Here is a 13,569-nt window from a genome sequence, read left to right on the forward strand (position 1 = left end):
CCATGCAGCTGTCCACCGCGGCCGTGAAGAACCCGCAGTTCACCCTCGTCGTGTTCGCCATGCTGGTCGCGCTCGGCGTCTCCAGCGCGCTCTCCATTCCCCGCGCGGAGGACCCGGTGTTCCCCATGCCGGGCTTCACCCTCATCGCCGTCTATCCCGGCGCCAGTCCCCGCGACCTCGAGCAGTTGGTGGTGGACCCGCTGGAGGACGCGTTCGATGAGCTGGAGGACGTGAAGGAGGTGAGCAGCCAGATGGAGGACGGGCTGGCGCTCATCAACATCGAGTTCGACGCGGCCTCGGACCCGGATGACAAGTACGCGGAGGTGCTGCGGCAGGTGAACGCCACGCGCCCGGAGCTGCCCGCGGACCTGCTGCGCCTGGAGGTCGAGCGCTACAGCGCCGCCAACGTCAGCGTGGTGCAACTGGCCCTCGTGGGCCCCAACGCCACCGCGCGGGAGCTGGAGCGCCGGGCGGACGCGTTGGCCGAGCGTCTGTCCAACGTCCCGGGGGTGAAGAAGGCCGAGGTGTTCGCGGTGCCGAAGCAGGAGGTCCGCGTGTCGTTGGACCTGGAGCGGCTGACGCGGGTGGGGGTGCCGCTGTCGCAGGTGCTCCAGGCGCTGAATGGAGCCAACCTCAACGTGCCCGCGGGCAGTGTGGACGTGGGCACCCGGCGCTTCAACGTGCAGACGAGCAGTGAGTTCACCTCGCTGGAGCAGGTGCGCGCCACGGTGGTGGGCGGCGGCGCGCAGGGCGTGGTGCGGCTGGGGGACGTGGCGGACGTGAGCTTCCGCGACCAGGACGCGGTGCACCTGGGACGCTTCAACGGCGAGCGCGCCGCCTTCGTCAGCGTCACCCAGAAGGAAGGGCAGAACGTCTTCGCGGTGCGCGACGCCACCCTGGACGCCGCGAGGGAGTGGGCGAAGGAGCTGCCGGCGGGAATGCGGCTGGAGACGGGGTTCGACCAGTCGCTCCAGGTGGGCCGGCGGCTGGGCGGCTTCGCCAAGGACTTCGCGCTGGCGCTGGCCCTGGTGTTGGTGACGCTCCTGCCCCTGGGCTTCCGCGCCAGCCTCATCGTCATGGTGTCCATTCCGCTGTCCCTGGCGTTGGGGCTCGCGGCGCTGGACTTCGCGGGCTTCACGCTCAACCAGCTCTCCATCGTCGGCTTCGTGATTGCCCTGGGGCTGCTGGTGGATGACAGCATCGTGGTGGTGGAGAACATCGCCCGCTTCCTGCGCCAGGGCCTGGGCCGGGTGCGCGCGGCCATCGAGGGCACGTCGCAGATTGGCCTCGCGGTGCTGGGCTGCACCGCCACGCTGGTGCTGGCCTTCGTGCCGCTCATCTTCCTGCCGGGCACGTCCGGTCAGTTCATCCGCAGCCTGCCCATGGCGGTGGTGTTCACCATCCTCGCGTCCCTGCTGGTGTCGCTCACCGTGATTCCGCTGCTGGCCAGCCTGTTCCTGAAGGAGGAGGGGCACGCCGAGGGCAACCGCGTGATGCGCGCCTTCCACCACTTCATCGAGCGCAGCTACCGCCCGGTGCTGCACCGCGCGCTCGCCCGTCCCCGGCTGACCCTGGTGGTGGCGGTGGCGCTCTTCGTGGGCAGCCTGGCGCTGGTGCCGGTGGTGGGCTTCAGCCTCTTCCCGAAGGCCGGCACGCCCATGTTCCAGGTGCTGGTGGAGACGCCGGACGGCACCAGTCTCGCGGAGACGGACCGGGCGGTGCGCTTCGTGGAGGAGGCCCTGCGCCGGAGGCCAGAAGTGGCCAGCGTGGCGGCCAACACCGGCAAGGGGCACCCGTCCGTCTACTACAACGCGCAGCCCGCCGCGGAGCGGCCCAACGTGGGCGAGGTCTTCGTCCAGCTCCATGCGTACGACGCGGACACCACGCCCGCGCTGCTGGACGCGCTGCGCGCCGAGCTGGACGCGTACCCGGGGGCCCGCATCGAGGTGCGCGAGTTCGAGCAGGGGCCGCCCGTGGACGCGCCGGTGGCCGTGCGGCTGGTGGGGCCGGAGCTGGAGACGCTGCGCGCGCTCGCGGTGGACGTGCAGAAGGTGCTGGAGACGACGCCGGGCACCCTCTACGTGAAGAACCCCGTGCAGACGCGGCGCACGGACCTGGAGGTGGAGGTGGACCGCGAGAAGGCGGGCCTGCTGGGTGTGCCGGCGGCGGAGGTGGCCCGCACGGTGCGCTTCGGACTGGCGGGCCTGCCGGCGGGCACCTTCCGCGACTCGGACGGAGAGGACCACCCCATCCTCGTGCGGCTGCCCCTGGAGCCGGGCGCGTGGCCCTCGCTGGAGGCCCTGGAGCGGCTGCACGTCGCGGGCGTCACCGGGAATCTCGTACCGCTGGGGCAGCTCGCGCGGGTGCGGCTGGAGGCCAGCCCCAACCGCATCAACCACCAGGAGGGTGAGCGCACCGTCACCGTCTCCGCCAGCGTGGCCACCGGCTACAACACCGACAACGTCACCCGGCAGGTGCTGGCGCGGCTGGAGAAGGAGCTGAAGCCGCCCCCGGGCTACCGCTGGGAGGCGGCGGGGGAGCTGGAGAGCCGGCAGGAGAGCTTCAGCGGCGTGTCGGCCGCCGCCATCATCGCGGCGTTCGGCGTGCTGGCCGTGCTGGTGCTGGAGTTCCGCACCTTCAAGAGCACCCTCATCGTGGCGTCGGTGATTCCCCTGGGGCTGGTGGGTGGCATCGCCGCGCTGTTCCTCACCGGCAACACGCTGTCCTTCACCGCCTCCATCGGCTTCATCGCCCTGGTGGGCATCGAGGTGAAGAACAGCATCCTGCTGGTGGACTTCACGAACCAGCTCCGCGCGAGGGGCGTGGGCCTGGACGCCGCCATCGAGCAGGCGGGCGAGACGCGCTTCCTCCCCATCCTGCTCACCACCCTGACGGCCCTGGGAGGCCTGGTGCCGCTGGCGCTGGAGAACAGCAGCCTCTACTCGCCCCTGGCGTGGGTCATCATCGGAGGGCTCATCTCCTCCACCCTCCTCACCCGCGTGGTGACACCGGTGGTGTACAAGCTGCTGGCGCCGGAGGTGGAGCCGGAAGAGGCGCCCACGCCGCCGGTGGCCTCCGCCATGGCGGGCAGCGCGGCATGACGTAGGCTGGGCATGGCGAGGGAACGAAAGGCACCATGGGCATCAAGGAGCGGCGAGAGCGGGAGAAGCAGGCGACGCGGCAGCTCATCCTCGATGCCGCGCGCGAGCTCTTCGTCAACGAGGGCTACGAGGCGGTGACGATGCGGCGCGTGGCCGAGAAGATTGAGTACAGCCCCACCGCCATCTACGTGCACTTCAAGGACAAGGCCGCGCTCATGCGCGAGCTGGTCGCCCATGACTTCCTGCGCTTCGCCGAGTCGCTGAACAAGGTCGCCCGCGTGCAGGACCCGCTGGAGCGGCTGCGGAAGCTGGGGCGGGCCTACCTCGCCTTCGCCCAGGAGCACCCCGCCACCTACAAGCTGCTCTTCATGCAGCGCTACCCGCCGGAGGTCGACGACGACAAGCACGGCATCCAGCAGGGCAACCCGGAGCAGGACGCGTACGCCTTCCTCCAGAAGATGGTGCAGGAGGCGAAGGACGCGGGCTGCTTCAAGCCCGAGCACCAGGACGTGGACCTCATCAGCCAGACACTGTGGGGCGGCCTGCACGGCCTGGTGTCGCTCCACCTGGTGATGAAGGAGGACGCGTGGCTCCCCCTGCGGCCGCTGGGGAAGTCCGCGGACCTGATGCTGGACCTGCTGCTGGGGGGCTTCGCGCGCCCCCCAGGCAGCGGGACTACGCGGGCTCGATGAAGTTGAGCCGGTAGCCGTCCGGGTCGGTGACGATGACCTCCCGGGTGTACCAGGGCTGCACCACCGGGCCTTCGATGGCGGCGCCCTGGGCCTGCGCTCGGAGGAGCAGCTCGTCCAGCCCGCTCGGGCCTTCCGTGCGGAAGCCCACCAGCACACCCAGGCCCCGGCGCCCCTCCAGCTTCACCTGCGGCGGAGGGGTGACGAGGTACACGTCCGTCCCCGCCCACCGCAGCTGCACGAAGGGCGGCTGCGAGCCGACGTGCTCGAAGCCGAGCCCCACGTAGAACGCCCGTGAGCGCTCGGTGTCCGTGACGAGCAGCTTGACGAACGCGGCCGTCACTTCGCCAGGCCTTCGGCCTTCAGCGCGGCCTGCACGCTCGGACGCGCCGCGACGCGCGCCTGGTAGGCCCGCAGCGCGGGGAACGGCTCCAGGTCCACCTTCACGTGGCCGGCCCAGTTCGTCACCGTGAAGAGGTACGCGTCCGCCACGGTGAACTGCTCGCCCATGAGGAACGGGCCCTTCGCCGCCAGCCGCTCCTCGATGAGCTTGTAGCGCTGCGCGAGGCGCTCCTTGTAGATCTTCTTCCCCTCCTCGGGGAACGCGGGGTTGAAGAGCGGGCTGTAGCTCTTGTGCAGCTCGGTGGAGATGTAGTTGAGCAGCTCCTGCAGGCGGTAGCGCTCCACGGTGCCGTTGGCCGGGGCCAGCTTCTTCTCGGGGGCCTTGTCCGCGAGGTACTGGACGATGGCGGGGCCCTCCGTGAGCAGGCCGCCGTCATCGAGCTGGATGGCGGGGACATAGCCCTTCGGGTTGATGGCCCAGTAGTCCGCGCCCGCCTCCGTCTTCTTGGCGCGGATATCGACCTTCACGATTTCGAAGGGGAGGCCGGTCTCCTGAAGGACGATGTGCGGAGACAGGGAGCAGGCACCCGGGGAGTAGAAGAGCTTCATGTGTGTGGAATCCTCACGCCCGACGTTGAACGGCGCGGATTTCTGCACCGCTTTTCACCGGAGCGCCACGGAATCTCTGCGGAGGCAATGCCTGGTCGGCTGCCCTCGCGTGCCGACGGTGCGCGGTGTGCGTACCGGGTCGGCCCTGCCCCGCTGACCCGGGGATGCTCCGGATGATAGGTGTTCAGGAGAGGTCGGCGCCGCCCCGGGGAACCTGCCCGAACTCATGATTCGCAGAGCCAGCCCGACCCCGCGGGCACTCGGAAACACACCGGACCTCCGTGTTCCGGTCGGAAGGACCCTATGCGCTTCAATCGGTTTGTGGTGGTGCCCCTCGCGGTGCTCGCGCTGGGCGTGATGCCCGCGTGCTCGGGTGAGGCCGGCGATGACGAGAACCCCGACTCGGGGACGACCGTGGACGCGGGCACTGGCGGCAACACGGACGCGGGCACTGGCGGCAACAGGGACGCGGGCACCGTCGTCACGTTCCCGGACGCGGGGACGGACCCGGGCACCAGCCCGGCCGGCACGTGCCCGGCCGGTGCCGCCATCTGCGAGACCTTCGACAAGGGCCTCAACGGATGGAATCCCAGCTCGGAGAACGCCACCATCGGCGCGGAGGGCGGCCGGCTGCGCGTCGTCACCGCGGCGGGCCCCAACGAGGATGTCACCCCGAACGTCCAGGCCATCGCGAAGTGGGGCAAGGCCATGCCCACCTTCCAGACGCAGCTCTGGGTGCGCGCGCACGTGTACATGGACTCGCTGCCCAAGGTCTTCGGGATGATGGGGACGTTCTTCGTGGTGTGGAACCTGGAGGACAACGACTTCGGCGGCATCGAGCTGCAGGCGATTTCGGACGGGGCCTTCGCGCTGGACAACTGGACCGGGCGGGGCACGGGCTGGAACCGGCCCGACGCGGTTCCCCCCGCGCGGCTGGTCGCGCGCAAGTGGATGTGCCTGGAGTGGGAGATCCGCCGCGACAGCCCGACGGCCAGCCTGGGCATCGCGCGCGCCTATGTGGACGGCGCCCTGCATTATGAGTTCACCAACGTCGGCATGCGGGGCTTCAAGAACATCTCCGTGGGCTACGGCTACGTCCACCCGAAGGGCGCGTCCGACTCCCTGACGTACTACGACAACCTCGTGGTGAGCAGCAGCGCGCGCATCGGCTGCCAGTAGTCCGTCGCACCCGCCGGGAGCGCGGTGGAGCCACGGCTCCCGCGCCCCGGCGGTTTCTTTTCCACGCATCCCGCGTCAGGCCGCCCTGGCGGTGTTCGTGTGTTCCGGACACCAAGCTGGGAGGGCGCCATGTCGCTCAAGGGAATCGCGCAGGAGACGGTAGAAATCACGGAGCGGGGAGCGTACCTGGCGCCCTCGGGGAAGACGGTGCTCATCCGGGACGCGGTGGAGCGCTCCGTGCAGGGGACGGTGCTCTACCGGCCCGGGGACTTCAGCGGGCTGTCACGGCCCGAGCCCCTCGACGCGGACGCCCGCCCGCGCATCGAGGTGACGTCGGACAAGACGGGCAATGCCGCGCGCCGGCTGGTGGAGGCGGGCGTGGAGGGCGTCGTGGCCCTGAACTTCGCCTCGGCGAAGAACCCGGGCGGCGGCTTCCTGGGCGGGGCGAAGGCGCAGGAGGAGGACCTGGCGCGCTGCTCGGCGCTGTACGCGACGCTGCTCACGCAGCCCGAGTACTACGACGTCAACCGCGCGGAGCGCTCGCCGCTGTACACGGACCACATCATCTACTCGCCGGACGTGCCGTTCTTCCGGAGCGAGTCGCGCGAGCTGCTGGAACAGCCCTTCACCGTGTCCATCATCACCGCGCCCGCACCCAATGCCGGCGCGGTGGCGCGGAATGCGCCGGACCTGCGCTCCCACGTGGCCGGCGTGCTGCGCGCCCGGGCGAAGAAGGTGCTCCAGGTGGCGGCGCACCAGGGGCACCGCACCCTCGTGCTGGGCGCGTGGGGCTGCGGCGTCTTCCGCAACGAGCCGTCGCAGGTGGCGGAGGCCTTCGCGCGGGCGCTGGACGCGTTCCCCGGCGTCTTCGAGCGGGTGGTGTTCGCCGTGTGGGAGCGCGACGGGGACGGGCCCAACCTGCGCGCCTTCCGCGAGTACTTCGGGGCGGCGTGACGTTCAGGCGTCCCGGGCCTGCCGCGAGTGGATGGCCTTCAGCAGGGCCTCGTCGGAGAGTCCCGTCTCCCAGTCACCGGGCAGCTCGACGCGCACGGACTTCGCGCCGCCGCTCGGCGTGCAGACCACGTGGTAGCGGTCGCGCCTGCCATCCACCTTCGCGGCCTCCTCCTTCTCCCGGGACTCGCCCAGTCCGGAGAAGGCCTGGATGCAGCTCCACGTGACTCCGTCGCCGTCCTTCACTTCCCGGGGCATGGGTCTCCTCTCACGCTCATCCGTGAAGCTGTCCACCGGGCCAGGTGAGTCCAAGCCCGCCGCTCCGGCGCGTGGGGTCCTTGGGCGTGCTGCCAGGCGAGCGCTCGTTGGGGGAACGCCTGCTCATGCGCATCGTCTCCGCGGGCCGCCCGGATGGCGGCTCCGGAAAGGACAGGGGGACATATGGCGACCGGAACACTGCGCGGACCCGACATGCGGCGGATGGCGCAATCGGGGCGTGAAGCGAGCAGGGGGGGCGTGGAGCTGGCGGCACGCGTGGGCTACGCCTCGCGCGCGGTCGTCTACGCGGTGATTGGCGTGCTGTCGCTCATGCTCGCCGCGGGCGAGGGTGGCCGCGCGACGGACACCCGGGGCGCGGTGGAGGAGGTGGCGCGCCAGCCCTTCGGCTCCGTCCTCCTGGTGCTGCTGGGCGTGGGCCTGCTGTCCTTCGCCGTCTGGCGCTTCGTGCAGGCGGTGATGGACGTGGAGGGCAAGGGCCACACCGGCAAGGGCATGGTATCGCGCGTCGTGCTGGCCATCAGCGGCGTGATTCACGCCAGCCTCGCCCTGTTCGCCTTCAACCTGCTGCGCGGACGCGGCGGTGGTGGTGGCGGCGGCAACACCCGGGGCATGACGGCGGAGCTGCTGTCGAAGCCCTTTGGCCAGGTGCTGGTGGCCCTGGTGGGCGTGGCCATCATCGGGTTCGCGGTGTACCAGTTCAAGCAGGCGCTCCAGGGGAAGATGCTCGAGAAGCTGAGCCTCACGGGGCTCGCGGCGCGCCAGCGCACGTGGGTGGAGCGCATCTGCAAGGCCGGCGTGGTGGCGCGCTCGGTGGTGTTCCTGCTGGTGGGCACCTTCTTCCTGCAGGCCGCCGTGCAGGCGGACCCGGGCGAGGCGGGCGGCCTCGGCGAGGCGCTGGGCACGCTGGCCTCGCAGCCGTTCGGCCCGTGGCTGCTGGGGCTGGTGGCGCTGGGGCTCGTGGCCTACGCCGTGTACCAGGCGCTGGAGGCGCGCTACCGCCGCATCGCCACGTCCTGAGCCGAAGCGCTTGAACCGGGCGGCCCCGGGGCGTATTCAACCCGGGCCGCACGGCAAGGAGGCGCCATGGCTGGGAAGGAACACCGCTACGCCGTCACCGTGGAGTGGACCGGGAACCGGGGCGAGGGCACCGCGACGTACCGAAGCTACGAGCGCGCGCACGAGCTGCGCGTCGAGGGCAAGCCCCCCATTCCCGGCTCGTCCGACCCGGCCTTCCGCGGAGACCCGGCGCGCTGGAACCCCGAGGAGCTGCTCGTGGCCTCGCTGTCCGCGTGTCACAAGCTCTGGTACCTGCACCTGTGCGCGACGGCGGGCGTGGTGGTGACGGACTACGTCGACGCCGCCGAGGGCGTCATGGCCGAGGACGCGGATGGGAGCGGCCAGTTCGTCCGCGTGGTGCTGCGGCCCCGGGTCACCATCACCGCCGGCTCGGACCCGGAGAAGGCGCGGGCGCTGCACCATGAGGCCCACGCCATGTGCTTCATCGCGCGCTCGGTCAACTTCCCCGTCACCCACGAGCCCACGACGCTCGTCGAGGCTCGGCGCGCGTAGGGAAGGACCTCAGAGCCGCGGCTCGAAGACGGGCATCGCCGGCAGGAGCACCGCGGGCGCCACCGTGGGCTGCGGGCTGACCAGGGCCGGGTAGGTCTCCACGGGCGCGGCGCACCCCACCACGAACTCCGCCGCGTCTCGCAGCTTCATCAGCGCGAGCTCCGTGCAGTGGATGGTGATGATGGGAAGGAAGCCCGGCTCGCTCATCCACTTCACCGCGTCCACGAGTTGGTGGGCGCTCAGGAAGCGGAGCACGGCGTCCCGTAGCGCCCGGCTCTCCTCCGCCGACGACTTGACGAAGCGGCTCCTGTCTCGCTGGGGCGACGGCACGTATGGCTCTGAGTCCTCACGCGGCATGATGATGGTCTCAATCCACATCTGGAGCGCCTCCGCACGGGGTGGCTCGGCGGTGGAAGGTCCGCGTGGGGGCGCGGACCGTGGGGCCGTCGAGCAGTCCAAGCATGATGCGTGATTCGGCCTCGGGCGGTTTCACTTCGGGCGCCAATTCCTTCTCGAAAGGCGTCAGCATGTAAGAAACTGAAGTGTGCGCGGCGCGCACCCCGTTGCCCGCGCGCGCACCTTTGCGGTGAGGCCCTGGGGACGAAACCCCGCATGTATACGGGAGCCAACATCGGACCCTGACGTGAGGGAGTCTTTCTGGCCCTACAATGGGTTCACCAATGCACACGGCGTCTCGTCAGGGGCTGGGGCCCCCCTCGGTCTTCGTGGGCCGCGCCGAGGAGGTGCGGCGCCTGGGGAGCCTGCTGCGGCGCGTGCGGACCGCCGTCGTCTACGGCCTGCCGGGCGTGGGCAAGTCCGCGCTGGTGGCGGCGGTGGCCGCGCGCTACCGGGGGCCCGTCGTGCACCGGCGCGTGCGGCCCGGTGACACGCTGGACACCGTGGTGGACGACGTGCGCCGGCTGCTGCGCGAGGCGCCCGTGGCCCAGGCCCTGTCGGACGCGTCGCGCCTGGAGGACCTGGCGCGCGAGCTGGAGTCGCGCCGCGCGCTGTGCGTCGTGGACGACCTGCACGGATTGAGGCCCGGGGAGCGCGCCGCGCTGCTGGAGGAGCTGGGCGGGAGGCTGCGGCAGGGGGCGCTGCTGGCCACCTCGCGCGAGGCGGTGCCCCGGCACGCCACCAGTCCGGACCGCTTCGAGCTGCGGCTGGACGGCCTGCCCGAGCCCGCGGCGCGCGCCCTCTGGGAGCAGCTCGATTCCCTGTACGGACACCGCGAGGGCTTCGACGCGGCGTGGGCCCGCTCGCGGGGGCTGCCCTTCCTCCTGCGCCGTGCCCATGCCGGCGACACGGGGGACGAGGAGCCCGTGCGCGCGGCCCTGGCGGCGCTGCCCCCGGACGAGCGGCGGCTGGCCGCGGTGCTGGCGCTCTGCGACGTGCCGCTGCCGGCGCGCGCGCTCCAGCACGTGCTGCCCGCGGGCGAGCCGGGCGAGGTGCTGCGGCGGCTGTCCGCGCGGCTGCTGGTGGAGACGGACGCCCAGGGCCGCCACGGCGTCCATGACCTGGTGCGCGAGGCGCTCGCGTCCCTGCTGGGCGTGGAGGAGGCGCGCTCCGCGCACGAGGCGCTGCTGGCGCTGCTCGAGCGCGAGCCGCTGCCGGCGGTGGTGCGGGTGCGCGCGGCATGCCGTCATCTCCAGGCGCTGGGCCGCCACCGGGAGCGCGCGGCCTTCATCATCGCGCAGGCGGAAGCCCTGGTGCGCCACGGCGCCGCCGCGGAGCTGCTGTCGCTGCTGGACTCGCTGCCCCCGGAGCTGCGCACCGCCGAGGTGAGGCTGGCCCGCGCCCGGGCCCTGGTGCGGCTGCTGGACCTGCGCCGCGCCCACGCGGAGCTGCTGGAGCTGCGCGCCGCGCTGGAGGCCTCGCCCCAGGAGGGGGACGCCTGGCGCGAGGGCGCGGACGGCGTGCTGGTGCGCGTGGCCCTCTTCTCCCTGGAGCCGGACACCTGTGAGCGGGCGCTCGGCGCCATGCCCATGCCGCGCGGCCCGGAGGAGTTCCTCCAGCGGCTGCTGGCCTGGGCGGCGCTGCGCTTCTTCCAGGGGCGGCTGGACGAGTCGCTGGACATGCTCGACACCGCCGCCGCCGGGACGGAGGACCGGCACGCGCTGGGCTGGTCCGCCTACGCGCGCGCGCTGATGCTCTGGATTGACGGCCGCGACGGAGAGCTGGCGGAGCCGGTGGAGCGGTGCATGGCGCTGCTGGAGGACGCGCCGCTCGACTCGCGGGGGCCGCTGGTGGCGGCCATGTCCGCGGGCATCCTCAGCCGGCTGGGGCGCTTCGCGGAGGCCGAGGTCGCGATGGCCCGCGCGCGCGAGCGGCTCGGGCTGCTGGGCGCGCCCCGGCTGGCGCTGGAGCTGGACTGCATCACCGCGTGGATGCGCGCGGAGCAGGGCGAGCGCCGCGCCGCGCTCGCGCTGCTGCGGGAGACGGAAGGCCGGGCCGAGCAGGCCGGCTATCTCTTCGTCCGCTACCTCTCGCGCGTCGGCGCGGGGCGCATGTTGCTGGAGCTGGGGCGCCGCGTGGAGGGCCTCGCGCTGCTGGCCGAGGTGGAGGCCGAGGTCGTCTCCCGCGGCGCGAGGGGGCTCGTGCGCGCCGTGGAGATGGCCCGCGCCATGGACGTGCCCGGGCAGCTGTCCGGGCCCGTCGCCGTGGAGCCGCGCGAGACGCGCCCGGGAGTGGCCGCCCGCCAGCGGGCCCTGGCCGCGCTGCACGCCGCGTGGCGGGGCGACAGCGTGCGCGCGGTGGGGCTGCTCGCCTCGCTGGAGCCGCTGACGGGCGGCGAGGACTTCGCGCTGGAGCGCGCGCTGGGACACCTGGCCCGGGCCCGCGTCCACCGGCTGGCGGGCCGGGCCGCCGAGGCGCAAGCGTCGCTGGAGGAGGCCGCGCGCGTCGCGGCCGGAGGCGAGGTGGACCCGGAGCTGATTCCGGAGCTGGTCCGCGCGTTGGACTCGCGGACCGTGGTGTCCGAGCCGGTGCAGGCCCCCGCCGCGCCGGAAGGGGTGGTGCTGGACGCGCGCCAGCACGCGCTGCGCTCCGCGGGGCGCACCGTGTCCCTGGCGAAGCGGGTGCTGCCGCGGCGGCTGCTGTACGCGCTGGCCCGGCAGCCGGGGCGCACGCTGCCGAAGGAGGCGTGCGTGCGCGCCATGTGGGACGCGGACTACGACCCGCGGCTGCACGACAACGCCCTGCGCGTCCACGTCAGCCACGTGCGCGAGATGCTGGAGGGCACCGGCGCGCGCGTGGTGTTCGAGGACCCCGGCTACCGGCTGGAGGTCCCCGAGGGCTTCTCCTTCCAGGACGTGCCCGGCCCCGGCTGAGCCCGGCGGGCTACGACGGCAATTCCACCACGAAGGCCGCGCCGCCGCCGGGTGCCTGCTCCACGCGGATGTGGCCGCCGTGGGCTTCGACAATCTGCCGCACGATGTAGAGCCCCAGCCCCAGGCCGCCCTTCCTGGGCGCGTTGTGGCCCTGGGTGAAGCGCTCGAAGACGCGCTCGCGCTCCGACTCCGGCACGCCCGGGCCGCCGTCCAGGACCGCCAGCCGGGTGGCGCCATCCCGCGACGACAGCGACAGCCGCACCGGGCTGCCACCGCCATAGCGCAGGGCATTGGACAGCAGGTTGCTCACCACCTGCTCCATGCGCAGCCGGTCGAAGCGGCACCGCAAGGGCCCGTCCACCGTCGCGCTCAGCACCACGCCCGCCTGCCGCGCCTCGTCCACGAAGCGCGCCACCACGTCGGACACCACCGCGGCCAGGTCGCCTTCGGCGTAATGGAAGTCCAGCCTGCCGCGCTGGATGCGGCTGACGTCCAGCAGGTTGTCCACCAGCGCCCCCAGCCGGCGAAGCAGGCGGTCCGTGGTCTCCAGCTTCGAGGCGGCCCTCGGCGAGCCGAGGGGCTCGGTGGGGGTCGTCTCCCCGATGCGCCTCAGCATCTGGAGCTGCAGGCTCAGCGAGGTGAGCGGCGTGCGCAGCTCGTGGCTGGCGAGCGACAGGAAGTCGTCGCGCGTGCGCACCGCCTGCTGCAGCGCGGCCTCCGCCTCCTTCAGCGCGGTGACGTCGAGGATGGCGCCGCGCACCACCGCCACCTGACCCGAGGCATCGCGCAGCACCTTCGCGCGGCTGATGAGCCAGTGCCACGAGCCATCCGGCCAGCGCGTGCGGAAGGTGGAGGCATAGGCGTCCACGCCAGCGGTGAGGACGGAGGAGACCTGGGCCTCCACCTCGGGCCGGTCCTCGGGGTGGATGGAGGCGATGAAGCGCTCGTGGGTCCACTCCTCCAGCGGCTGCTCGTAGCCGTAGAGCCGGTCATGCCCCTCGGAGCGGAACACCAGGCCGGTGGCGAGGTTCGTCTCCCAGACGGCCATCTGCGCGGACTCCAGCGCCACCTGGAAGCGCTCGCCGAGCTGGCGGAAGCGCTCCTCGGTGCGGGACACCTCGTCCTCGGCGTGCTGGCGCCGGGTGATGTCGGCCGCCAGCACCCACGTCTCGTCGCCCACGGCGCGGACGTTCACCTCCAGCCAGACGCGCGACGGCAGCTCCGCCAGGAAGCGCCCGCCCTCGCGCGTGGTGAGCGCGGAGATGAGCCGCGCGTGCAGCACGGTGCCCGTCAGCTCGGGCCACGCCCGCCATGGCTCCTCGCCCCGGAGCCGCTCGGCGGGCAGCCCCAGCAGGACGGCGGCGCGCGCGTTCAGCTCGCGGATGCGCCCCTGCGCGTCCAGCGTGAAGAAGGCCTCGTCCATCATCTCCTGGAGCACGCACAGCCGCGCCTCGGGGGACAGGCCCGCCTCGTCCGCCGTCGTCGCGGGCAGGGGGGCGGCCTCGGTGGAGGGGCTCGGCT

The 13,569-nt window shown here is 72.4% G+C and carries 12 protein-coding genes; 7 read left to right on the top strand and 5 right to left on the bottom strand.

Features of this window, described 5'->3' with window-relative positions; translation table 11 throughout:
* Positions 1-2 precede the first annotated feature (2 nt).
* Together HG543_RS11105 and HG543_RS11110 are read left to right on the top strand one after the other, a co-directional pair.
* Entirely contained in the window at positions 3-3,101 is a 3,099-nt protein-coding gene (locus tag HG543_RS11105; protein WP_169344690.1) for an efflux RND transporter permease subunit, read from the top strand.
* Between the two features lie 35 nt (positions 3,102-3,136).
* Positions 3,137-3,793 (top strand): TetR/AcrR family transcriptional regulator, encoded by a 657-nt coding sequence (locus HG543_RS11110; protein WP_169344691.1) that lies wholly within the window; start codon positions 3,137-3,139, stop codon positions 3,791-3,793.
* Here the strand turns inward: HG543_RS11110 and HG543_RS11115 are convergent.
* On the bottom strand, positions 3,777-4,133 hold the full coding sequence (locus HG543_RS11115) for a VOC family protein (RefSeq protein WP_169344692.1): 357 nt from the start codon (positions 4,131-4,133) through the stop codon (positions 3,777-3,779). The two genes, HG543_RS11110 and HG543_RS11115, sit on opposite strands and share 17 nt — an antisense overlap.
* On the bottom strand, positions 4,130-4,741 hold the full coding sequence (gene gstA / locus HG543_RS11120) for a glutathione transferase GstA (protein WP_169344693.1): 612 nt from the start codon (positions 4,739-4,741) through the stop codon (positions 4,130-4,132). Before gstA ends, HG543_RS11115 begins: the two co-directional genes overlap by 4 nt.
* A gap of 303 nt (positions 4,742-5,044) precedes the next feature.
* Between gstA and HG543_RS11125 the strand changes: the two genes are divergently transcribed.
* Positions 5,045-5,920, top strand: a complete 876-nt coding sequence (locus HG543_RS11125) for a hypothetical protein (protein ID WP_171818057.1) — start codon at positions 5,045-5,047, stop codon at positions 5,918-5,920.
* 129 nt (positions 5,921-6,049) lie between these two features.
* On the top strand, positions 6,050-6,874 hold the full coding sequence (locus tag HG543_RS11130; protein WP_169344694.1) for a TIGR02452 family protein: 825 nt from the start codon (positions 6,050-6,052) through the stop codon (positions 6,872-6,874).
* Between the two features lie 3 nt (positions 6,875-6,877).
* Here HG543_RS11130 and HG543_RS11135 read toward each other — a convergent pair whose 3' ends face one another.
* Complete coding sequence (locus tag HG543_RS11135) at positions 6,878-7,129, bottom strand: hypothetical protein (protein WP_169344695.1); 252 nt, start codon at positions 7,127-7,129, stop codon at positions 6,878-6,880.
* Positions 7,130-7,312: 183 nt separating this feature from the next.
* On the opposite strand from HG543_RS11135, the gene HG543_RS11140 reads away from it, so the two are divergent.
* Together HG543_RS11140 and HG543_RS11145 are read left to right on the top strand one after the other, a co-directional pair.
* Positions 7,313-8,167 (top strand): DUF1206 domain-containing protein, encoded by an 855-nt coding sequence (locus HG543_RS11140; RefSeq protein ID WP_169344696.1) that lies wholly within the window; start codon positions 7,313-7,315, stop codon positions 8,165-8,167.
* 66 nt (positions 8,168-8,233) lie between these two features.
* Positions 8,234-8,719 (top strand): OsmC family protein, encoded by a 486-nt coding sequence (locus HG543_RS11145; protein WP_169344697.1) that lies wholly within the window; start codon positions 8,234-8,236, stop codon positions 8,717-8,719.
* Positions 8,720-8,728: 9 nt separating this feature from the next.
* On the opposite strand, the gene HG543_RS11150 is transcribed toward HG543_RS11145, so the two are convergent.
* Positions 8,729-9,097: a hypothetical protein gene (locus tag HG543_RS11150; RefSeq protein ID WP_169344698.1), complete on the bottom strand. Its 369-nt coding sequence runs from the start codon at positions 9,095-9,097 to the stop codon at positions 8,729-8,731.
* 302 nt (positions 9,098-9,399) lie between these two features.
* On the opposite strand from HG543_RS11150, the gene HG543_RS11155 reads away from it, so the two are divergent.
* A complete protein-coding gene (locus HG543_RS11155) occupies positions 9,400-12,048 on the top strand; it encodes an AAA family ATPase (protein WP_169344699.1) in 2,649 nt (882 codons plus the stop codon).
* Between the two features lie 10 nt (positions 12,049-12,058).
* Here HG543_RS11155 and HG543_RS11160 read toward each other — a convergent pair whose 3' ends face one another.
* Positions 12,059-13,540 (bottom strand): sensor histidine kinase, encoded by a 1,482-nt coding sequence (locus tag HG543_RS11160; RefSeq protein ID WP_246356919.1) that lies wholly within the window; start codon positions 13,538-13,540, stop codon positions 12,059-12,061.
* Positions 13,541-13,569: the final 29 nt, after the last annotated feature.

Origin of the sequence: Pyxidicoccus fallax, from assembly GCF_012933655.1 — a bacterium.
Lineage (GTDB): Bacteria > Myxococcota > Myxococcia > Myxococcales > Myxococcaceae > Myxococcus > Myxococcus fallax.